This window comes from Pseudomonas entomophila (assembly GCF_018417595.1).
Classification (GTDB): Bacteria; Pseudomonadota; Gammaproteobacteria; order Pseudomonadales; family Pseudomonadaceae; genus Aquipseudomonas; species Aquipseudomonas entomophila_C.
Genome location: NZ_CP070982.1, coordinates 5,071,032 through 5,092,494 on the forward strand (window position 1 = coordinate 5,071,032; position 21,463 = coordinate 5,092,494).

The 21,463-nt window shown below is 60.1% G+C and carries 15 protein-coding genes, 2 tRNA genes and 3 rRNA genes; 3 read left to right on the forward strand and 17 right to left on the reverse strand.

Features of this window, described 5'->3' with window-relative positions; genetic code table 11:
• Window positions 1-151: 151 nt before the first annotated feature.
• From rrf to mrcB, 14 genes are all read right to left on the reverse strand, one after another.
• Window positions 152-267, reverse strand: a 5S ribosomal RNA gene (gene rrf / locus JYG34_RS22230).
• A gap of 137 nt (window positions 268-404) precedes the next feature.
• A 23S ribosomal RNA gene (locus JYG34_RS22235) occupies window positions 405-3,297 on the reverse strand.
• A 243-nt stretch (window positions 3,298-3,540) separates the two neighbouring features.
• Window positions 3,541-3,616: transfer RNA gene (locus JYG34_RS22240), tRNA-Ala, on the reverse strand.
• Between the two features lie 6 nt (window positions 3,617-3,622).
• Window positions 3,623-3,699: transfer RNA gene (locus JYG34_RS22245), tRNA-Ile, on the reverse strand.
• Between the two features lie 77 nt (window positions 3,700-3,776).
• Window positions 3,777-5,313: ribosomal RNA gene (locus tag JYG34_RS22250) — 16S ribosomal RNA — on the reverse strand.
• The 16S, 23S and 5S rRNA genes sit together here with 2 tRNA genes alongside, the layout of an rRNA operon.
• Before the next feature lie 808 nt (window positions 5,314-6,121).
• Window positions 6,122-6,733 (reverse strand): protein-methionine-sulfoxide reductase heme-binding subunit MsrQ, encoded by a 612-nt coding sequence (gene msrQ, locus JYG34_RS22255; protein WP_213658357.1) that lies wholly within the window; start codon window positions 6,731-6,733, stop codon window positions 6,122-6,124.
• Entirely contained in the window at window positions 6,733-7,746 is a 1,014-nt protein-coding gene (gene msrP / locus JYG34_RS22260; RefSeq protein ID WP_213658358.1) for a protein-methionine-sulfoxide reductase catalytic subunit MsrP, read from the reverse strand. Before msrP ends, msrQ begins: the two co-directional genes overlap by 1 nt.
• Window positions 7,747-7,821: 75 nt before the next feature.
• The gene (pssA, locus tag JYG34_RS22265) at window positions 7,822-8,664 is read right to left on the reverse strand and encodes a CDP-diacylglycerol--serine O-phosphatidyltransferase (protein ID WP_011535734.1); all 843 of its coding nucleotides are present in this window, start codon (window positions 8,662-8,664) and stop codon (window positions 7,822-7,824) included.
• Between the two features lie 152 nt (window positions 8,665-8,816).
• Window positions 8,817-9,833, reverse strand: coding sequence for a ketol-acid reductoisomerase (gene ilvC, locus JYG34_RS22270; RefSeq protein ID WP_213658359.1), 1,017 nt, complete (start codon window positions 9,831-9,833; stop codon window positions 8,817-8,819).
• Between the two features lie 55 nt (window positions 9,834-9,888).
• Window positions 9,889-10,380 carry an acetolactate synthase small subunit gene (ilvN, locus tag JYG34_RS22275; protein ID WP_003250040.1) on the reverse strand — a complete coding sequence of 164 codons (492 nt, stop codon included), beginning with the start codon at window positions 10,378-10,380 and terminating at the stop codon, window positions 9,889-9,891.
• Between the two features lies 1 nt (window position 10,381).
• On the reverse strand, window positions 10,382-12,106 hold the full coding sequence (locus JYG34_RS22280) for an acetolactate synthase 3 large subunit (RefSeq protein WP_213658360.1): 1,725 nt from the start codon (window positions 12,104-12,106) through the stop codon (window positions 10,382-10,384).
• 407 nt (window positions 12,107-12,513) lie between these two features.
• The gene (locus tag JYG34_RS22285) at window positions 12,514-12,846 is read right to left on the reverse strand and encodes a YqcC family protein (protein WP_213658361.1); all 333 of its coding nucleotides are present in this window, start codon (window positions 12,844-12,846) and stop codon (window positions 12,514-12,516) included.
• Window positions 12,843-13,622, reverse strand: coding sequence for a tetratricopeptide repeat protein (locus tag JYG34_RS22290; protein WP_213658362.1), 780 nt, complete (start codon window positions 13,620-13,622; stop codon window positions 12,843-12,845). The genes JYG34_RS22285 and JYG34_RS22290 overlap by 4 nt, the downstream gene beginning before the upstream one ends.
• Window positions 13,623-13,648: 26 nt before the next feature.
• Window positions 13,649-15,970: a penicillin-binding protein 1B gene (gene mrcB, locus JYG34_RS22295; protein WP_213658363.1), complete on the reverse strand. Its 2,322-nt coding sequence runs from the start codon at window positions 15,968-15,970 to the stop codon at window positions 13,649-13,651.
• Between the two features lie 120 nt (window positions 15,971-16,090).
• On the opposite strand from mrcB, the gene JYG34_RS22300 reads away from it, so the two are divergent.
• From JYG34_RS22300 to JYG34_RS22310, 3 genes are all read left to right on the forward strand, one after another.
• Window positions 16,091-17,653, forward strand: coding sequence for an AAA family ATPase (locus tag JYG34_RS22300; RefSeq protein WP_213658364.1), 1,563 nt, complete (start codon window positions 16,091-16,093; stop codon window positions 17,651-17,653).
• Window positions 17,654-17,751: 98 nt separating this feature from the next.
• On the forward strand, window positions 17,752-18,099 hold the full coding sequence (locus JYG34_RS22305; protein WP_011535741.1) for a pentapeptide repeat-containing protein: 348 nt from the start codon (window positions 17,752-17,754) through the stop codon (window positions 18,097-18,099).
• A gap of 231 nt (window positions 18,100-18,330) precedes the next feature.
• Window positions 18,331-18,609, forward strand: coding sequence for a TfoX/Sxy family protein (locus JYG34_RS22310; RefSeq protein WP_011535742.1), 279 nt, complete (start codon window positions 18,331-18,333; stop codon window positions 18,607-18,609).
• Between the two features lie 171 nt (window positions 18,610-18,780).
• On the opposite strand, the gene JYG34_RS22315 is transcribed toward JYG34_RS22310, so the two are convergent.
• From JYG34_RS22315 to JYG34_RS22325, 3 genes are read right to left on the reverse strand one after another with little or no spacing between them, the layout of a single operon-like run.
• Window positions 18,781-19,674: a ChaN family lipoprotein gene (locus JYG34_RS22315; protein WP_213658365.1), complete on the reverse strand. Its 894-nt coding sequence runs from the start codon at window positions 19,672-19,674 to the stop codon at window positions 18,781-18,783.
• Between the two features lie 11 nt (window positions 19,675-19,685).
• Window positions 19,686-20,408, reverse strand: coding sequence for a heme ABC transporter ATP-binding protein (locus tag JYG34_RS22320; RefSeq protein WP_434011781.1), 723 nt, complete (start codon window positions 20,406-20,408; stop codon window positions 19,686-19,688).
• A 44-nt stretch (window positions 20,409-20,452) separates the two neighbouring features.
• Window positions 20,453-21,436 (reverse strand): FecCD family ABC transporter permease, encoded by a 984-nt coding sequence (locus tag JYG34_RS22325; protein WP_213661243.1) that lies wholly within the window; start codon window positions 21,434-21,436, stop codon window positions 20,453-20,455.
• Window positions 21,437-21,463 lie beyond the last annotated feature (27 nt).

Sequence of the window (21,463 nt, forward strand, 5' to 3'; positions counted from 1 at the left end):
ACCATTGTGAGGAACTGTGCTCGCATTCGAGTCACAGCCTTTGTAGGAGCGGCACAAGGCCGTTCCTACAGGGGGAGGCGGTGCTGGCTTTGGGACGCGGAAAAGACAAAACCCCTACCTGCATACGCAGATAGGGGTTTTGCGAAATGAATCTTGACGATGACCTACTCTCACATGGGGAAACCCCACACTACCATCGGCGATGCATCGTTTCACTGCTGAGTTCGGGATGGGATCAGGTGGTTCCAATGCTCTATGGTCGTCAAGAAATTCTGTTGCCAGAAGATCCAGATGGATACTCCAGCGAATTCGGATATGTGATCTTTGTGGTTCGTTGCGAACTTTCGGTTCGTATCATCTTCACCACCACAATCTGCTTCGTGTGCAGATTGCTTGGGTGTTATATGGTCAAGCCTCACGGGCAATTAGTATTGGTTAGCTCAACGCCTCACAGCGCTTACACACCCAACCTATCAACGTCGTAGTCTTCGACGGCCCTTCAGGGGATTCAAGATCCCAGTGAGATCTCATCTTGAGGCAAGTTTCCCGCTTAGATGCTTTCAGCGGTTATCTCTTCCGAACATAGCTACCCGGCAATGCCACTGGCGTGACAACCGGAACACCAGAGGTTCGTCCACTCCGGTCCTCTCGTACTAGGAGCAGCCCCTCTCAAATCTCAAACGTCCACGGCAGATAGGGACCGAACTGTCTCACGACGTTCTAAACCCAGCTCGCGTACCACTTTAAATGGCGAACAGCCATACCCTTGGGACCGGCTTCAGCCCCAGGATGTGATGAGCCGACATCGAGGTGCCAAACACCGCCGTCGATATGAACTCTTGGGCGGTATCAGCCTGTTATCCCCGGAGTACCTTTTATCCGTTGAGCGATGGCCCTTCCATACAGAACCACCGGATCACTAAGACCTACTTTCGTACCTGCTCGACGTGTTTGTCTCGCAGTCAAGCGCGCTTTTGCCTTTATACTCTACGACCGATTTCCGACCGGTCTGAGCGCACCTTCGTACTCCTCCGTTACTCTTTGGGAGGAGACCGCCCCAGTCAAACTACCCACCATACACTGTCCTCGATCCGGATAACGGACCTGAGTTAGAACCTCAAGGTTGCCAGGGTGGTATTTCAAGGATGGCTCCATGAGAACTGGCGTCCCCACTTCAAAGCCTCCCACCTATCCTACACAAGCAAGCTCAAAGTCCAGTGCAAAGCTATAGTAAAGGTTCACGGGGTCTTTCCGTCTAGCCGCGGATACACTGCATCTTCACAGCGATTTCAATTTCACTGAGTCTCGGGTGGAGACAGCGCCGCCATCGTTACGCCATTCGTGCAGGTCGGAACTTACCCGACAAGGAATTTCGCTACCTTAGGACCGTTATAGTTACGGCCGCCGTTTACCGGGGCTTCGATCAAGAGCTTCGCTTGCGCTAACCCCATCAATTAACCTTCCGGCACCGGGCAGGCGTCACACCCTATACGTCCACTTTCGTGTTTGCAGAGTGCTGTGTTTTTAATAAACAGTCGCAGCGGCCTGGTATCTTCGACCGGCGTGGGCTTACGCAGCAAGTGCTTCACCCTCACCGGCGCACCTTCTCCCGAAGTTACGGTGCCATTTTGCCTAGTTCCTTCACCCGAGTTCTCTCAAGCGCCTTGGTATTCTCTACCTAACCACCTGTGTCGGTTTGGGGTACGGTTCCCAGTTATCTGAAGCTTAGGAGCTTTTCTTGGAAGCATGGCATCAACCACTTCGCGCTCTAATGAGCACTCGTCATCAGCTCTCGGCCTTGAGATCCCGGATTTGCCTAAGATCTCAGCCTACCACCTTAAACTTGGACAACCAACGCCAAGCTGGCCTAGCCTTCTCCGTCCCTCCATCGCAATAACTGGAAGTACAGGAATATTAACCTGTTTTCCATCGACTACGCTTTTCAGCCTCGCCTTAGGGACCGACTAACCCTGCGTCGATTAACGTTGCGCAGGAAACCTTGGTCTTTCGGCGTGCGAGTTTTTCACTCGCATTGTCGTTACTCATGTCAGCATTCGCACTTCTGATACCTCCAGCAAGCTTCTCAACTCACCTTCACAGGCTTACAGAACGCTCCTCTACCGCATCACCAAAGGTGATACCCGTAGCTTCGGTGCATGGTTTGAGCCCCGTTACATCTTCCGCGCAGGCCGACTCGACTAGTGAGCTATTACGCTTTCTTTAAAGGGTGGCTGCTTCTAAGCCAACCTCCTAGCTGTCTAAGCCTTCCCACATCGTTTCCCACTTAACCATGACTTTGGGACCTTAGCTGACGGTCTGGGTTGTTTCCCTTTTCACGACGGACGTTAGCACCCGCCGTGTGTCTCCCATGCTCGGCACTTGTAGGTATTCGGAGTTTGCATCGGTTTGGTAAGTCGGGATGACCCCCTAGCCGAAACAGTGCTCTACCCCCTACAGTGATACATGAGGCGCTACCTAAATAGCTTTCGAGGAGAACCAGCTATCTCCGAGCTTGATTAGCCTTTCACTCCGATCCACAGGTCATCCGCTAACTTTTCAACGGTAGTCGGTTCGGTCCTCCAGTCAGTGTTACCTAACCTTCAACCTGCCCATGGATAGATCGCCCGGTTTCGGGTCTATACCCAGCGACTAAAGCGCCCTATTAAGACTCGCTTTCGCTACGCCTCCCCTATTCGGTTAAGCTCGCCACTGAATATAAGTCGCTGACCCATTATACAAAAGGTACGCAGTCACCTAACAAAGTAGGCTCCCACTGCTTGTACGCATACGGTTTCAGGTTCTATTTCACTCCCCTCTCCGGGGTTCTTTTCGCCTTTCCCTCACGGTACTGGTTCACTATCGGTCAGTCAGTAGTATTTAGCCTTGGAGGATGGTCCCCCCATGTTCAGACAAAGTTTCTCGTGCTCCGTCCTACTCGATTTCACTGGCAAGAGATTTTCGTGTACGGGGCTATCACCCACTATGGCCGCACTTTCCAGAGCGTTCCACTAATCTCAAACCAGCTTAAGGGCTGGTCCCCGTTCGCTCGCCACTACTAAGGGAATCTCGGTTGATTTCTTTTCCTCAGGGTACTTAGATGTTTCAGTTCCCCTGGTTCGCCTCTTGCACCTATGTATTCAGTACAAGATACTCAGCTTATGCTGAGTGGGTTCCCCCATTCAGAGATCTCTGGATCACAGTCTGTTTGCCGACTCCCCAAAGCTTATCGCAGGCTACCACGTCTTTCATCGCCTCTGACTGCCAAGGCATCCACCGTATGCGCTTCTTCACTTGACCATATAACCCCAAGCAATCTGGTTATACTGTGAAGACGACATTCGCCGAAAATTCGCACGTCGCTCTTTCGAGCAGAACTCACAAATTTTACCTTAGCCTGAATAACCAGCAGTGAAACTGGCATTCAGTCTATTTCTATCACATATCCGAATTTTTAAAGAACGATCTGACAAAAGCCAGAAATCAACATTCATCAACGAATGCTCATTTCTAAGTTCTGATCAAGTGACACAACTGCGAAAGTGGTGGAGCCAAGCGGGATCGAACCGCTGACCTCCTGCGTGCAAGGCAGGCGCTCTCCCAGCTGAGCTATGGCCCCGCATATTGGTAGGTCTGGGCAGATTTGAACTGCCGACCTCACCCTTATCAGGGGTGCGCTCTAACCAACTGAGCTACAGACCTATATAGGGTCTTGATCGTCTTTACATCTGAATCAAGCAATTCGTGTGGGAGCTCATCAGCAGGCTGATGTCGTCGATTAAGGAGGTGATCCAGCCGCAGGTTCCCCTACGGCTACCTTGTTACGACTTCACCCCAGTCATGAATCACACCGTGGTAACCGTCCCCCCGAAGGTTAGACTAGCTACTTCTGGTGCAACCCACTCCCATGGTGTGACGGGCGGTGTGTACAAGGCCCGGGAACGTATTCACCGCAACATTCTGATTTGCGATTACTAGCGATTCCGACTTCACGCAGTCGAGTTGCAGACTGCGATCCGGACTACGATCGGTTTTGTGAGATTAGCTCCACCTCGCGGCTTGGCAACCCTCTGTACCGACCATTGTAGCACGTGTGTAGCCCAGGCCGTAAGGGCCATGATGACTTGACGTCATCCCCACCTTCCTCCGGTTTGTCACCGGCAGTCTCCTTAGAGTGCCCACCATAACGTGCTGGTAACTAAGGACAAGGGTTGCGCTCGTTACGGGACTTAACCCAACATCTCACGACACGAGCTGACGACAGCCATGCAGCACCTGTGTCAGAGTTCCCGAAGGCACCAATCCATCTCTGGAAAGTTCTCTGCATGTCAAGGCCTGGTAAGGTTCTTCGCGTTGCTTCGAATTAAACCACATGCTCCACCGCTTGTGCGGGCCCCCGTCAATTCATTTGAGTTTTAACCTTGCGGCCGTACTCCCCAGGCGGTCAACTTAATGCGTTAGCTGCGCCACTAAAATCTCAAGGATTCCAACGGCTAGTTGACATCGTTTACGGCGTGGACTACCAGGGTATCTAATCCTGTTTGCTCCCCACGCTTTCGCACCTCAGTGTCAGTATCAGTCCAGGTGGTCGCCTTCGCCACTGGTGTTCCTTCCTATATCTACGCATTTCACCGCTACACAGGAAATTCCACCACCCTCTACCATACTCTAGCTCGCCAGTTTTGGATGCAGTTCCCAGGTTGAGCCCGGGGCTTTCACATCCAACTTAACGAACCACCTACGCGCGCTTTACGCCCAGTAATTCCGATTAACGCTTGCACCCTCTGTATTACCGCGGCTGCTGGCACAGAGTTAGCCGGTGCTTATTCTGTCGGTAACGTCAAAACAGCAAGGTATTAACTTACTGCCCTTCCTCCCAACTTAAAGTGCTTTACAATCCGAAGACCTTCTTCACACACGCGGCATGGCTGGATCAGGCTTTCGCCCATTGTCCAATATTCCCCACTGCTGCCTCCCGTAGGAGTCTGGACCGTGTCTCAGTTCCAGTGTGACTGATCATCCTCTCAGACCAGTTACGGATCGTCGCCTTGGTGAGCCATTACCCCACCAACTAGCTAATCCGACCTAGGCTCATCTGATAGCGCAAGGCCCGAAGGTCCCCTGCTTTCTCCCGTAGGACGTATGCGGTATTAGCGTTCCTTTCGAAACGTTGTCCCCCACTACCAGGCAGATTCCTAGGCATTACTCACCCGTCCGCCGCTGAATCAAGGAGCAAGCTCCCGTCATCCGCTCGACTTGCATGTGTTAGGCCTGCCGCCAGCGTTCAATCTGAGCCATGATCAAACTCTTCAGTTCAATACTGCTTGGGTTTTTAAGAAACCCTAAACTTGGCTCAGCAATCTCAAATGACTATGTGATTTCTCGCATGGCCACTTGTGATGCTGATAATCTTGTTGACTATCAGTCCGTACTCACAAGCACCCACACGAATTGCTTGATTCAATTTGTTAAAGAGCGATTGGTTAAGAGCTTTTCATCTCAACCGAGGCGCGCATTCTACGCTAACCTCATTTCGTGTCAAGCGTTATTTTCGAAGTTTTTCGTTCAACTTCAAACACTTGACTCGCTGCGATCTCTCGTAGCGGGAGGCGAATCATACAGCATTATAACCTGCTGTCAACTACCTTTTTCACCGCTTTCGATCTGAAACCGAAGCCCTTCCAGCATCTTCGAACTCGCTTAACTCGTTGATTCTCAAGGAGTTTCGCGTTCCGTTGTCGCTGGAAGTGGGCGCATTATAAGGAGATCTGAAACCCCGTCAACCTTTAATTTCAATAATTTCAAATAATTAGCGAAAAGGCCGCATGAAGGCCGCCAGGCGTGCGCTCAGCACCTGCACCGCCGTTGGGATCGAGCGCCGCCGCGCGGCGCATCGCGGATGAATCCGCTCCTACAGGTTTTGCACGATACGGCATGTCGCCGGGCGCCAAGGCGAGCGACCATGGCCTTACAGGAGCGGCACGTTGCAACAGATGTAGGAGCGGATTCATCCGCGATGCGCCGCGCGGGCGGCGCTCGATCTTGTAGGCGCCGCGACTTCAAGACAGGCATCTTTCAACACCAATACAATCCAAAGACAGGCCCTCTGCAAACTCAACCAACCTTACGCCGCCCTCCCCCTCCCCCCCATCAACCTCGGCACCCGCCGCCAAACAGGTGGAATCCTCATTACCAACAACACCCCACCAATCCCCGCATAGATCGCCCACTCCTTCAGATCCGAACGCACGATCCACAGGAAATGCAGCAACCCCAACCCGAGAATCACATAAACCAGCCGATGCAGCTTCTTCCACCGCGCCCCCAGCCGTCGCTGGCTATACCGATTGGACGTGACCGCCAGCGCCAACAACCCAAGAAAACCGAGCGCCCCCACAATAATGTAGGGCCGCTTGCGCAACTCCACTCCGAACTGCCCCCAGTCCAACCCCAGGATGAACACCATGTAGGCAGTCAGGTGCAGCACTATATAAGCAAAGCACCACAGCCCCAGCTGCCGACGCACCACGATCCACCCGGACCAACCGGTAAGTCGCTGCAGCGGCGTCATGCTCAGGGTAATCAGCAGAAACACCAGCGCCCCCAACCCAAGCCGGTCCATCATGATCTTCCCGGGATCCGGCCCAAGCAGCCCCATGGCAGCTTCATAGAACCACCACAGTGGAAACAGGCACCCCACCACGAAGATCGCCAGGCGAAACCAGGGATAACGCATCAGTAGTTCTTCCGCAGATCGAGCCCGGTATACAGCGACGCCACTTCATCGGCGTAGCCATTGAACATCAGGGTGTCACGCACATTTGGACTGAACAGGCCACTGGGCAGCCGACGCTCCCGAGCCTGAGTCCAGCGCGGATGGTCGACCGTCGGGTTGACGTTGGCATAGAAGCCATACTCGTCCGGCGCCAGGCCCTGCCAGGTGGTACGCGGCTGCTCCGCCACCAGGCTGATGCGCACGATCGACTTGATGCTCTTGAAACCGTACTTCCACGGCACGACCAGCCGCAGCGGTGCACCGTTCTGGTTGGCCAACTCTCGTCCATACATGCCCACCGCCAGCATCGCCAGTGGATTCATCGCCTCGTCCAGGCGCAAACCTTCCACATAAGGCCAATCAATCAGGGCGAATCCTGATCGCTGCCCAGGCATGCTCTTGGGGTCCTGCAGGGTTTCGAACCGGATATAGCGCGCCTTCGAAGTGGGTTCGACCTGCTTGAGCACCTCGGATAAGGGAAAGCCCAGCCACGGTATGACCATCGACCAGGCCTCAACACAGCGCAACCGATAGATGCGCTCCTCGAGCTGGTAGGGTTTGACGAAGTCTTCCAGCGCATAACGGCCAGGCTTGGCCACTTCGCCATCGACCACCAGGCTCCAGGGTTCGGTCTTGAGGCTGCCGGCATTGGCCGCCGGGTCGCCCTTGTCGGGCCCGAACTCGTAGAAGTTGTTGTAGTGGGTGGCATCCTTGAACGGCGTAATCGCCTCGCCGCTTACGGTCACGGCCTGCCAGCGAGTCGTCGCCAGCTTGTCGGTGAACCAGGCAGGCGCATTGCCGGCGGCGGCATCGGCATAACGCGAGGGCTCGGCTGCCGCACTCAGGCGCGGAAGTGCGCCCAGGGCCAAGCCGGCCGCGGCACCACCCAGCAGGGTACGACGTGAAAGGTAGATGTCTTCGGGGGTGACGTCCGACGACTTGCACTCGGAAGCGCGAGATAGCTTGATGAGCATGGCGGCTCCACAGTATGGGCAACAGATGTACCCATAAGACTATGGAGCCGGCAGGTTATTCCGCGATTAAATCATTCAGACTTTGCGACGACGGCCACGCAACAGGTACTGCACCGGGCCGGAAATCGCGTAACCGAGGAAGATCAGCAGCAGGATGCGCGGCGGGTCGCTGAACACTACGGCGAACACCAGCACCACGGCGAGGATCGCAACGAACGGCACGCGGCCCTTGAGATCCAGCTCCTTGAAGCTGTTGTACTTGATGTTGCTGACCATCAGCATGCCCGCAGCCGCCACCAGCAGCGCCACCAGGAACGACAGTTTGGAGCCCTGGATGCCGTAATCGCTGAACGCCCACACGGTGCCGGCCACCACACCGGCCGCGGCCGGGCTGGCCAAACCGATGAAGTAGCGCTTGTCGGCGGTGCCGACCTGGGTGTTGAAGCGCGCCAGGCGCAGCGCAGCGCCCGCCACATAGATGAAGGCGACCATCCAGCCGACCTTGCCCATGTCGCCCAGTGCCCAACCGAAAGCCAGCAACGCCGGCGCCACACCAAAGGCGACCATGTCCGACAGCGAGTCGTACTCGGCGCCGAAGGCACTTTGGGTGTTGGTCATGCGTGCCACGCGACCATCAAGACTATCGAGCACCATGGCAACGAAGATCGCGATCGCGGCGAAGGCGAAATACTTGCTCGCCTCGCGCGGGTCGCCGGCGCTCTGCGCGCTCATCGAGCTGATGATGGAATAGAAGCCGGCGAACAGGTTCGCGGTGGTGAACAGGTTGGGCAGCAGGTAGATACCGCGGTGGCGGACCTTGCGCCCTTCGGCATCGTGGCCTTCTTCGACATGCTCATCGACAGGTAGCAGGCTTTCGGCGTCGGAGGGCTTGTTCGGCTCTTCGGGACGTTCGCTCATGAAAAGTACCTTGCAACAGGGTGGAATATGTTCGACATGGGCTCGCGAAACAGGTGCTGACGGCGAGCCACTGGTCGCTTTATACCAGAAGCTGGCCGCGCAAACGAAAAAACGCGGCCGAAGCCGCGTTTTTCATTTATCGAAGCAGGACCTTAGTTCTTGGTCTTGTCGACGATCTTGTTGGCCGAGATCCACGGCATCATCGAGCGCAGCTGCTCGCCGATGATTTCGATGCCGTGGGCGGCGTTGTTGCGACGCTTGGCGGTCATCGATGGGTAGTTGGTGGCGCCTTCGGAGATGAACATCTTCGCGTACTCGCCGTCCTGGATGCGCTTCAGAGCATTGCGCATGGCCTTGCGGGATTCTTCGTTGATGACTTCTGGGCCGGTGACGTACTCACCGTACTCGGCGTTGTTGGAGATCGAGTAGTTCATGTTGGCGATACCGCCTTCGTACATGAGGTCGACGATCAGCTTCAGCTCGTGCAGGCACTCGAAGTAGGCCATTTCCGGGGCATAGCCCGCTTCGACCAGGGTTTCGAAACCGGCCTTGACCAGCTCGACGGTACCGCCGCAGAGAACGGCCTGCTCACCGAACAGGTCGGTTTCGGTCTCGTCCTTGAAGGTGGTTTCGATGATGCCGGTACGGCCGCCACCCACGCCCGAAGCGTAGGACAGGGCGACGTTCTTGGCGTTGCCCGAGGCGTCCTGGTAGATGGCGATCAGGTCAGGGATGCCGCCGCCTTTGACGAACTCGGAGCGCACGGTGTGGCCCGGGGCCTTTGGCGCGATCATGATCACGTCGAGGTCGGCACGTGGAACGACCTGGTTGTAGTGGATCGAGAAGCCGTGGGAGAAGGCCAGGGTGGCGCCTTTCTTGATGTTCGGCTCGATCTCTTGCTTGTACAGCTGGCCCTGGAATTCGTCCGGGGTGAGGATCATGACCAGGTCGGCGGCAGCGACGGCAGTGGCAACGTCGGTCACTTTCAGGCCGTGGGCTTCGGCCTTGGCCACGGTGGCCGAACCTTTACGCAGACCGATGGTGACATCCACACCGGAGTCTTTCAGGTTGCACGCCTGGGCGTGGCCTTGGGAGCCGTAGCCGATGATGGCGACTTTCTTGCCCTGGATGATGGAGAGGTCGCAGTCTTTGTCGTAGAAAACTTTCATGAAAATACCCCTGGTTATATCTCGGCCCCTGCGGAGCCATCGCTAATTTTTGAAGTTAGATGCTGAGCACTTTGTCGCCACGGGCAATGCCGGTGACGCCACTGCGCACGGTTTCGAGAATCGATGCGGTGCCGATGGCCTGGATGAAGCTGTCCAGTTTGTCGCTGGTGCCGCTCAGCTGCACGGTGTACACGCTGGCGGTCACGTCGACGATCTGGCCACGGAAGATATCCGTGGTGCGCTTGATTTCGGCACGCTGGGCACCGGTGGCCTTGACCTTGACCAGCATCAGTTCACGCTCGATGTGAGCGCTTTCCGACAGGTCGACAAGCTTGACCACTTCGACCAGCTTGTTCAGGTTCTTGGTGATCTGTTCGATCACTTCGTCATGGCCAACGGTGGTCAGCGTCAGACGCGACAGGGTCGGGTCTTCGGTCGGTGCCACGGTCAGGCTTTCAATGTTGTAGTTGCGCTGGGAGAACAGGCCGACCACGCGAGACAAGGCACCGGGTTCGTTTTCCAGCAGCAAGGAGATGATGTGCCGCATATCAGGTACGCTCCGTCTTGCTCAGCCACATGTCACGCATCGAGCCGTCCTTGATCTGCATCGGATAGACGTGCTCGGTCCGGTCGACCGCGATGTCGATGAACACCAGGCGGTCCTTCATCGCGAAAGCCTCTTCCAGTTTCGGTTTGAGGTCTTTCAGGCTGGTGATGCGGATGCCCACATGGCCATAGGCCTCGGCCAGCTTGACGAAGTCCGGCAGCGACTCGACGTAGGAGTGCGAGTGGCGACCGTTGTAGGACATGTCCTGCCATTGGCGGACCATGCCCAGCACACCGTTGTTCAGGTTGACGATCTTCACCGGCAAGCCGTACTGCATACAGGTGGACAGCTCCTGGATGTTCATCTGGATGCTGCCTTCACCGGTGACGCAGGCCACGTCCTGGTCGGGGAAGTTGAGCTTGACGCCCATGGCCGCGGGGAAACCGAAGCCCATGGTGCCCAGGCCACCGGAGTTGATCCAGCGGTTGGGTTTGTTGAAGCGGTAGTACTGCGCCGCGAACATCTGGTGCTGGCCCACGTCGGAGGTGACGAAGGCATCGCCTTTCGTGACTTCGCACAGGGTCTCGATCACTTGCTGCGGCTTGATGATGTTGCCGTCGCCCTTGTCGTAGGGGAACAGCTCACCGTCACCGCGCCATTCGTCGATCTGCTTCCACCAGGCGTCGATCGCGGCCTTGTCGGGCTGCTCGCCGATCTCTTTCAGGATGGTGAGCATTTCGCTGAGCACGCTTTCGACCGGGCCGACGATTGGCACGTCGGCCTTGATCATCTTGGAGATCGACGCCGGGTCGATGTCGATGTGGATGATCTTGGCGTTCGGGCAGAACTTGGCCGGGCCGTTGACCACGCGGTCGTCGAAACGCGCACCGACGGCGAAGATCACGTCGGCATGGTGCATGGCCATGTTGGCGGTGTAGCTGCCGTGCATGCCGAGCATGCCGAGGAACTGGCGATCGGTGCCGGGGAAGCCACCGAGCCCCATCAGGGTGTTGGTGACCGGCAGGTTGAGCGACTTGGCGATTTCGGTGAGGGCTTCGGAGCCGCCACCCAGAATGACGCCGCCGCCGGAGTAGACGATCGGGCGCTTGGCCGCGAGGAGCATTTCGGCCGCCTTGCGGATCTGGCCGGAGTGGCCGCGCACGGCTGGGCTATACGAACGCAGCTTGACCTTTTTCGGGTAGATGTACTCGAACTTCTCGGCCGGGTTGGTCATATCTTTTGGAATGTCGACCACGACCGGGCCGGGACGGCCGGACTGCGCAAGATAGAACGCTTTTTTCAGGACTTCAGGGATTTCCGAAGCGTGCTTGATCATGAAGCTGTGCTTCACGATCGGCCGGGAAATACCGATCATGTCGGTTTCCTGGAACGCATCGGTACCCACCATGGTGCTGGGCACCTGGCCAGACAGGATGACCATCGGAATGGAATCCATGTAGGCGGTGGCAATGCCGGTGATGGCATTGGTCGCGCCCGGGCCGGAAGTCACCAGCACCACGCCGGCCTTGCCGGTGGCACGGGCGTAACCGTCCGCCATATGGGTGGCAGCCTGCTCGTGACGAACCAGGATGTGCTGGACTTCCGGTTCCTTGAACAGGGCATCGTAAACATGAAGGAGAGCACCACCAGGGTACCCGTAGATGTGCTTAACGCCTTCGTCACGCAAGAAGCGGACGACCATCTCAGCGCCAGATAAAAGCTCCACGTTGTTCACCTCTAAAACGCCAGAATACCGCCCTCACTGAGCGGGTCTTAATAGGTTTACTGCCAAGCAGAGCATGAGCGAACGTCAGCACTGACTGAGCAAGTATTGGGACTGCCCTGGTGTGTTGCGGGCCTTCCCACCCAGCGCGAGGTAACGCGTTGCGGGGTGTTACAAGTCGGCGCGGGTGTGCGCCTCATGATCTGCTTAGCGGGTCTGCTTCTGGCAGTCCCTCTACAGCGGAATCTGGATTCTTGTGATTCGGCGCGCACAAGTCAAGAGAAATTATTGCCAAATTTTCGGCAAGATGAATTCCTGCAACCACTAAAAAGGCGAGCAGCAGCAGAATAAATAAGATTTCCATAAAAAAGGGCCACAATCTGCGGCCCTTAAAGGAAAAAGAGAAGAAATCAGGCTGATGGGCTGATCAATTGGTCGAATTCTGCCAGCAGCCGCCGTAGTTCGCGGCTTTGTTCCGGACGATCGACAAAGACCGTTTCCGCCATCACCAGGATGCCCGAGGCATTGGGCAGTGGGTGGCCGTGCTCGAGGATCAGCTTCATGCGTGGCAGGAAGATCCACTGCAACCACTGCTCGAAGGCCATGCTGTCGACCGCGAACGGCACCACGCTGGCCAGTGCTTCTGCGCTGGGCGTGGCGTCGCTCCACCAACCCTGGACCTTGAGCTCGCGCTCGATCAGCAGCAGGTGGTCGGCGATGTCGAGGATGCGCGGTTCCATCACAGGTTGACCCGCGCCTTCTGCCGCGCCAGGGCCGCGCCAGCGCTGTCACCCTGCTTCTCGCGGGACTGGGCGATGGTGTTCCACAGCTGCGCCTGCAGGTCGGGGCGACCGTTGGCGTAGGTCAGGGCACGGCGGGCCAATTGCTCCGATTGCGCCGCGTCACCTTGCGACAGGCGCACCTGGGCCAGGCGGAACAACACCTGCGGCTCACGCGGGGCAATGCGCTGGGCACGCTCCAGGCTCGAGGCGGCGCCATTGAAGTCGCCACTGCCCTGTTGCTGCTGGGCAGTGGTCAGCAATGCCAGTACCGGGCCGTCGAGCTGTTCGTCGGCGGACAGGCCACCGCCGGAGACATTACCGCGCGGAATGCCGGTCGGCGCGCTGGTGACCGGCGTCGGGTTGCTCATCGAGGCGATGTCGAAGGGCTCGTCGGCGACCGGGTTGGGGTTGGTCGCGATCGGGGCGCTGCTGACCGGGCCGGGTGTGATCGGGCCGCTGCTGATCGGTGCCGCACCGTTGCCGGCCGGGAACGACTGGATCGGCGCGCCGCCGGTGCCCTGCGGGATCATCACGGTCACGCCGGAGTCCTCGGGCAACGCCTGCGCCTGGCTGCTGCCGCCGCTGGTCGGGTAGGCCGAGGTGCGGTTGGCCGCAATGCGCTCGCTGTTCGAAACCCGGGTGCTCGAATCGACCACCGGAATGTTGCCACGCGGGACGCTGGTACAGCCGTGCAGCACGCTGACTGCCGCCAGGGCAGGTATCCACCACTTGTTCACTTCACACCCTCTTCAGAAGCTCGTGCTCAATTCATCCAGCCCTTGACCCAGTCCATCACCGACTCGGCAGGGTTCTGCTCGCCACCACAGGTGGCGCCAGCGGCTGGTTCACTGCCGCGAATATACGGCATCTGCACCGCTCCCGGACAGCTGCCGTCGGAACCTTGGCCGCTGTAAGGGTCGATCCACGACTTCACGACGTTATCCGGCTGCGGCATGTCCAGCGGCAGCGGGTCGGCTTTCTTCATGAAGCTGGTCCACACCTGCAATGCGCCGGTGGCGCCGGTGAACGGGGTCTTGCCGTTGTCATCGCGGCCGAGCCAGACCACCGCCAGCAGGTCCTGGCTGAAGCCGGAGAACCAGCTGTCGCGCGAGTCGTTACTGGTGCCGGTCTTGCCCGCCAGGGTCAGCGAACTGGGCAGCACGCTGTACACCGAACGCCCGGTACCCTCGCGCATCACCCGCTGCATGGCGTTCTGCACCAGGTAGATGGCGCCCGGGTCGAAGGTCTGCTGGATCTGGAACGGGTAGCGCTTGAGCGGCTCGCCTTCGGCGGTGAGCACGCTGCGGATACCGCGCATCGGGGTGTTGAAGCCACCGTTGGCGATGGTCTGGTACATGGTCGCGACCTGCATCGGCGACATGCCGCCGGCGCCCAGCAGCATCGACGGGAATGCCGGCCAGTCGACCTGCACACCCAGCCGGCCGATGGTCTTGATCACATTGGGCACGCCCACTTCCAGGCCGAGCTTGGCGGTCGACAGGTTGTAGGAGTTGGCCAGGCCCTGGTAGAGGTAAATGGTGCCGTGCGGGCGGCGGTCGTAGTTCTGCGGGCGCCACACCTGGCCGTCGGCGCCCTTGACCGAGAACGGCTCGTCCTGCACCCAGGTGGTCAGGGTGAACTTGCTCGGTTGCTCCAGGGCGGTGAGATAGACGGCCGGCTTGACCAGCGAGCCGATCGGTCGCACCGCGTCGATGGCGCGGTTGAAGCCGGCGAAGCCCGACTGGCGGCTGCCGATCAGCGCCTGGACTTCACCGGTTTCGGGGTTGGTGACGACCATCGCCGACTCCACCTCGTCGGCGCCCTTGCGTCCGGCCAGGCGCTTGAACGTCTCGCTCATGGCGGTCTCGGCCTTCATCTGCAGGATCGGGTCGAAACTGGTGAAGATGCGCAGGCCTTCTTCGGTCAAGTCTTCGTCACGGTAGTCCTGGCGCAGCTGACGCTTGACCAGGTCGAGGAAGGCCGGGAACGAGCTGTCGGCCAGGCTGCCGCGCTTGGTTACGCCCAGCGGCATCTTCTTCGCCGCGTCGACCACGTCCTGGCCGACCACGCCCTGTTCGGCGAGCAGGTCGAGCACCAGGTTGCGGCGCTGCAGGGCGCGCTCGGGGTAACGGCGCGGGTTGTAGTAGGACGGGCCTTTGACCATGCCCACCAGCAAGGCGATCTGGTGCAGCTTGAGTTCCTGCAGCGGCTGGCTGAAGAAGAACTGGCTGGCCAGGCCGAAGCCGTGCACCGCGCGCTGGCCGTCCTGGCCGACAAACACTTCGTTCAGGTACGCCTCGAGGATCTCACGCTTGTCGTAGTGTATTTCCAGCAGCACGGCCATCATGGCTTCGGTCAGCTTGCGGCTGAGGCTGCGCTCGTTGGTGAGGAAGAAGTTCTTCACCAGCTGTTGCGTGAGGGTACTGCCGCCCTGGCGCATGGCGCCGGAGGAGGTGTTGACCCAGACGGCCCGGGCGATGGACTTGGGCGAGACACCGAAGTGGCTGTAGAAATCGCGGTCTTCCGTGGCGATCAGGGTTTCCAGCAGGTACGGCGGCACCTGGTCGATCTTGATCAGGATGCGGTCTTCGAGGTTCTTCGGGTAGATGCCGCCGATCATCAGCGGCTCGAGCCGCACCACATCGAGCTTGCCGCCGTTGGCGCCGCTGAGGCCCGCGACGTAGTCGCCGGAGAAGCGCACGCGCACGTACTGCGCCGGCTCCATGCCCTCGTAGAACTGGAAGCCACGGGTATTGAGCTCGACATCGTTACCATTGACCGATGCCGCACCCGGGCCGTTGGCCGCGCTTTCGCGGCGATAACCCAGGGCGTCGAGCTCGGTGAGGAAGTCGTTGCGGCTGAGCTTCTGGCCGACGAACAGCTCCAGCGGCCGCGCATACACCTTGGCTGGGATGGTCCAGCGCTTGCCGGAGAACTTCTCCTGCACGGTGGCATCGAGATAAACCGCGAAGCCGGCGATCACCACCAGGCCAACCAGGCTGAGCTTGAGCGCCCAGCCCAGCCAGGCGCGGGTGCGGCCGGTCGGGCGTTGTTTGTTGGTGCGAGGATTTCGGGTACGTGTCATGGCGGCGGATTATACGCACTTTGGAAAAGGGAGGCAGACGCCCCGCGGCGGTTTGCAGGGACGGCACCATTGACCATAATGGCGGTTTCGAATTCCCTGCCCCCCAGAAAAGGAACCTCCGTGAGCCAAGCCCTGATCAGCGCGCTGCAGAACCCCGCCCTCTATCCGCACCCCGTCGAGGGCTTCCAGCTCATCGAGACGCACATTTCCTGGGTCCTGCTCACGGGCGAGTTCGCCTACAAGATCAAGAAGCCGATGAACTTCGGCTTCCTCGACTTCACCGGCCTGGACCAGCGCGGGCATTTCTGCAACGAAGAGCTGCGCCTTAACCAGCGTCTGACCGACGGCCTGTACCTGGAAGTGTTGCCGATCACCGGCAGCGCCGAGGCGCCACAGCTGGGCGGCGAAGGCGCGCCGATCGAGTATGCGCTGAAGATGCGCCAGTTCCCCCAGGGGCAGATGCTCAACACCCTGCAGGCCAATGGCGAGCTGAATGCCGGCCACATCGACCAGATGGCTGCGCAGATTGCCGCCTTCCACCTGCAGGCGCCGAAAGTGCCGGTCGAGCACGCACTGGGCACCCCGGACGCGGTCATGGCGCCGGTGGAGCAGAACTTCGAGCAGATCCGCCCCTTCCTCACCGACAAGGCCGACCTGCAACAGCTCGACAACCTGCAAGCCTGGGCCCAGGACAGCTTCAAGCGCCTGCATGGCCTGCTCGAGGCGCGCAAGGCCAACGGTTTCATCCGTGAATGCCACGGCGATATCCACCTGGGCAACGCCACCCTGATCGACGGCAAGGTAGTGATCTTCGACTGCATCGAGTTCAACGAGCCGTTCCGCCTGACCGACGTCTACGCGGATATCGGCTTCCTCGCCATGGACCTCGAAGACCGTGGCCTGAAGTGCCTGTCGCGCCGCTTCATCAGCCAGTACCTGGAGCTGACCGGCGACTACGAAGGCCTGGAGCTGCTGAACTTCTACAAGGCCTACCGCGCCCTGGTGCGGGCCAAGGTCGCCCTGTTCAGCATGCCGGCCGAGGCCGACGGCGTGCAGCGCGCCACCACCCTGCGCACCTACCGCAACTATGCCAACCTGGCTGAAAGCTACAGCGCCATCCCGTCGCGCCTGCTGGCCATCACCCACGGGGTCTCGGCCGTGGGCAAAAGCCATGTAGCCATGCGCCTGGTCGAGGCGCTGGGTGCGGTGCGCGTGCGTTCCGATGTCGAACGCAAGCGCCTGTTCGGTGAGCAGCAGCCAACCAACGCCGGCCAGTTGCAGGCGGGCATCTACGACAAGGACGCCAGCGTGGCCACCTACCAGCGCCTGCATGCCCTGGCGGCGACCATCCTGCGCGCCGGCTTCCCGGTGGTGCTCGATGCCACCTACCTCAAGCACGACCAGCGCAAGGCCGCGGCCGAGGTGGCCAGCGAGACCGGCGTGCCGTTCCTGATCCTCGACTGCCAGGCGCCCGAGGCCGTCATCGCCAGTTGGCTGGCGCAGCGCCAGGCCGAGAACGTCGACCCCTCGGATGCCACCCTGGAAGTGGTCCAGGCGCAACAGGCCAGCCGCGAGCCACTGGATGCGCAAGAGCTCAAGCGCAGCAAGCGTGTCGACACCCAGGAAAGCGCCAGCATGGACCAGCTGATCGAGCAGATTCGCCAGTACCTGCCCGGCCTCTGATGCATCAGGCGTGAAGCAGTCGACAGTTCACGCCTGAAGTTCGGCGCCCCTTCAGTGATGTCATTACAATATCATCACACCCACGAGGAGGCGCCGCCATGAACCAACCCCGCCAGCTGGACAACGTCCTGTACACCATGGTGCGCGACGAGAAGATCGCGGCCTTCAACCGCGAAAAGCCCGTGGACACACCCATCGACTTTCGTGGTGGCGATTTCCGTGGCCTCGACCTGCGTGACCTGGATGTGCGCGGCATCGACTTCACCGACGCGTACTTCCGCGCCGCCGACCTGCGTGGGCTCGACTTGCGGGAGAACGGGATGGAAGGGGCGAGCCTTGCCCATGCGCAGATCTCCGGGACGTATTTCCCCAGCGAACTGAGTGCCGATGAGATCCTGATGTCGGTGAAGTTCGGTACGCGCATGCGTTATCGCACCACCCGCTGACCCCCGAGGTTTCCTGTAGGAGCCAGCCTTGCCGGCGAACCGTCTCTGCGCCTGCCGTCAGCGGGGCGGCGATCCGCCAGCAAGGCTGGCTCCTACGGTACACCCACGCCGCTGGCAGCCTGTCGGCGGCAGATGGCAAAAGGCCGCGCAATTTCCAACCCCCGCTACACTCCACGTTGACCTGCTCGCGATTTATCCCCACGACCCGTTCAGCCATCGCAAGGAGGCTCGATGAACGATGAATTGCAGCATCTGAAAAACCTTGGCAAGACCTCCGCGCAATGGCTGCACGCCGTCGGTATCCACAGTGCATCGGACCTTCGCCGCCTGGGCGCGGTGGGGGCCTATCACGCCGTGAGAACGCGAGGATTCCGGGCTTCGAAGGTGTTGTTGTATGCCATCGAGGGTGCCCTGCTGGACATGCACTGGAACGACCTGCCCGCCGAACGCAAGCAGGCGCTCAACCAACAACTGGATGCGAAAAGCCACCCGCAGAAAATCGAAAAATAATAGAACGAGGGCATTGACTCCGAAATGAGAATCGTTATGATTATCACAACTGGTCGCGAGACCGGTTGGGTAACCTGAAAGCTCCCTGGTTCGGACTCTCAGATTATCTCCTCATCAGGCTAATCACGGTTATTGACCCGGCAACTTGCCGGGTCTTTTTTTGCCTGCGATTCAGTGGGCCTTGCGTAGCTGAGCGCAGTAGTCCTGCTCGGGAAGCGCCGCCGTGTACCAGACGAAGTCGGCCATGCCCGGCTCGACCGCCTCGCCGACCTCCGTCAGCAACAGCACGGTGCTCTGCCCTTTCGCGCCCAGGTCGGCGAGGTGCAACGGTACGCCCAGGTCCTTGCGCGCGTGATAGCTACCAGTGAACAGCAGAGCGGGTTCCGGCGCGGCCAAAAGGCGTTCGGCAATACGCCGGTCGCGCTGCTGCTGCACGCTGAGCATGGCCGGTAGCTGGCTTTCAGGCAGTAGATCGCAGTGGCCGGCGCGCACCTGTTCGCGTAGTGCCTGTACCACTACAGGAGCGTTCGAGCGCTCTCCCGCAGGTGCTGCTGGCTTGCGATAAGCCTGGCGGATCTCTTCCGGCGACAGGTTGGCCGACAACAATGGATAGGGCTGAGCCAGCGCCTCGCGGACAATCGGTCCGTACAAGGCCCAGTCCCAGCCTTCCTGCCAGCCGAGCGCCTTGGGCAAGTCCTGCGCTGGCTGTGCCATGCCCTTTTGCGCATCGACCAGCGGCTGCTGCCCGGGCTCTAGCATCTCGAGCAGCAGGCTGCCCTGCGGTCGACGGCTTTCCAAGGCACGCAGCAACCAGAGCTGCAAGGCATGGTGATCGGGGTTGTCGTGCTTTTCGCCAACCAGCACCCGGGGTGCGCTTTGCAACCGTTGCACCAATTGCTCTGGAGTCAGCGTCCGCCCGCTGGCCAGGTCGACAATCTGCCCAAGCTGCGCGCTGTCGCGCCCCTCACTGCTCTGCCAGGCTGGCAGGGGCCTCAGTTGCGCCTGACAGCCTGCCAATGCCAGCGCCAGGCAGATCGACAAGCCGGACAGCAAAGGATGGCGCATGGTTCAGGCTCCTAGCGAGTGATGATCAACGGGTGACCGCGCTCCGGGTGCGGCTGCACCAGCACATCGATACCGAACACGGCGTTGAGTGCCGTCGGGGTCAGCACCCGTTGCGGTGTATCCAGGGCATGGCAGCGGCCGTGCTCCAGCAGCAGGATATGGTCACAGTAGCGTGCCGCCAGGTTGAGGTCATGCAGGATCACCAGCACCGCCGCGCCGCGGTCGGCGAAACTGCGCACCGCCTGCAGCGTGGTGTGCTGGTGCAAGGGGTCGAGGGCGGAGGTCGGCTCGTCCAGCAACAGCGTGGTGCCCGCCTCGCCCGGCCACAGCTGGGCGAGCACACGGGCCAGGTGCACACGCTGGCGCTCGCCGCCGGACAAGGCCAGGTAGCTGCGGCTGGCCAGATGGCCGGCGTCCGCCGCCGCCAACGCGGCCTCGACAATCTCGCGGTCGCGTTGGCGACCACTGGCATGGGGCAGTCGACCCAGGCCGACCACTTCATCGACACTGAAGGCGAACCCCAGGCTGGACGCCTGCGGCAGCACGGCCAGGCGCCGGGCACGCTCCTGCCCGGGCCAGGCGTCCAGTTCGCGTCCGTCCAGGCGCACTTGCCCGGCACTCGGCGCAAGCTCGCCGCACAGCGCGCCCAGCAGGCTGCTCTTGCCGGCGCCATTGGGGCCAAGGACCCCCAGTATCTGGCCAGGGCGCAGTTGCAGGCTGATATCGCTCAGCACTTCGCTGTTGCCGCGCTTGAGGTGGAGCCCTTCGACGTCGAGCATCAATGACGTACCTTCACCAGCAGGAACAGAAAGAACGGCGCGCCGATGAACGCGGTGACGATGCCGATCGGCAGCTCCGCAGGCGCCAAGGCCAGACGTGCGATCAAGTCGGCAAACAGTAACAGCGTGCCGCCTGCCAGCAGCGATGCAGGCAGCAGCACCCGGTGGTCCGGTCCCGCTACCAGGCGCACCAGGTGCGGAACCACCAACCCGATGAAGCCGATCAGCCCGGCGGCGGCCACTGCCGCGCCGACGCCCAAGGCGGTACAGAACACCAGTTCGCGCTTCAGACGCTCGACCTCGACGCCAAGGTGGCGTGCTTCGGACTCGCCCAGCAACAACGCATTGAGCGCCTGGGCCCGCCTCGGTAGCCACAATGCCACCAACGCGGCCACCAGCAGCAGCGGCCACAATCGCTCATAGCTAGCGCCGTTGAGGCTGCCAAGGTTCCAGAAGGTCAAGGTACGCAGGGTGGCGTCATCGGCCAGGTAGGTGAACAGGCCAACGGCCGAGCCACCCAGGGCGGTCATCGCGATACCGGCCAGGAGCATGGTGGCCACGTTGGTCTGCCCGTCACGCCGCCCCAGGCGGTAGACCATGGCTGTCACCCCTAGGCCACCGATGAAGGCACACAGCGACAACAGGTACGGCGCGAACCACTCGGGCATGCCGCCCAGCCAGCTGCCGCCCACGATCGCCACCGCCGCCCCAAGGGCAGCGCCACTGGCAACGCCCACCAACCCCGGGTCGGCCAGCGGGTTGCGGAACAAGCCCTGCATGGCGACACCGGACAGCGCCAGCACTGCGCCGACCGCCAGGCCCAGCAAAGTGCGTGGCAAACGGATCTGGCCCAGAATCATCTCGGCCTGCTCCAGCCCGTCACCGGCAAGCGGCAGGCCCATCAAGCGCAGGCCGCCGCGCACGGTGTCGAGCAACGGCAGGCTGACCGGGCCCAGGGCCAGCGACAGCCAGACCGCCAGCAGGCACAGCAATGCCAGACAAATGAACAA

Bases quoted from the DNA above. Each gene is read 5' to 3' on its own strand.
- JYG34_RS22310 (WP_011535742.1), top strand. From the start codon at position 18,331: ATGAACGATGAATTGCAGCATCTGAAAAACCTTGGCAAGACCTCCGCG.
- mrcB (WP_213658363.1), bottom strand. From the start codon at position 15,970: ATGACACGTACCCGAAATCCTCGCACCAACAAACAACGCCCGACCGGC.
- msrQ (WP_213658357.1), bottom strand. From the start codon at position 6,733: ATGCGTTATCCCTGGTTTCGCCTGGCGATCTTCGTGGTGGGGTGCCTG.
- JYG34_RS22315 (WP_213658365.1), bottom strand. From the start codon at position 19,674: ATGCGCCATCCTTTGCTGTCCGGCTTGTCGATCTGCCTGGCGCTGGCA.
- pssA (WP_011535734.1), bottom strand. From the start codon at position 8,664: ATGAGCGAACGTCCCGAAGAGCCGAACAAGCCCTCCGACGCCGAAAGC.
- ilvN (WP_003250040.1), bottom strand. From the start codon at position 10,380: ATGCGGCACATCATCTCCTTGCTGCTGGAAAACGAACCCGGTGCCTTG.
- ilvC (WP_213658359.1), bottom strand. From the start codon at position 9,833: ATGAAAGTTTTCTACGACAAAGACTGCGACCTCTCCATCATCCAGGGC.
- JYG34_RS22305 (WP_011535741.1), top strand. From the start codon at position 17,752: ATGAACCAACCCCGCCAGCTGGACAACGTCCTGTACACCATGGTGCGC.
- msrP (WP_213658358.1), bottom strand. From the start codon at position 7,746: ATGCTCATCAAGCTATCTCGCGCTTCCGAGTGCAAGTCGTCGGACGTC.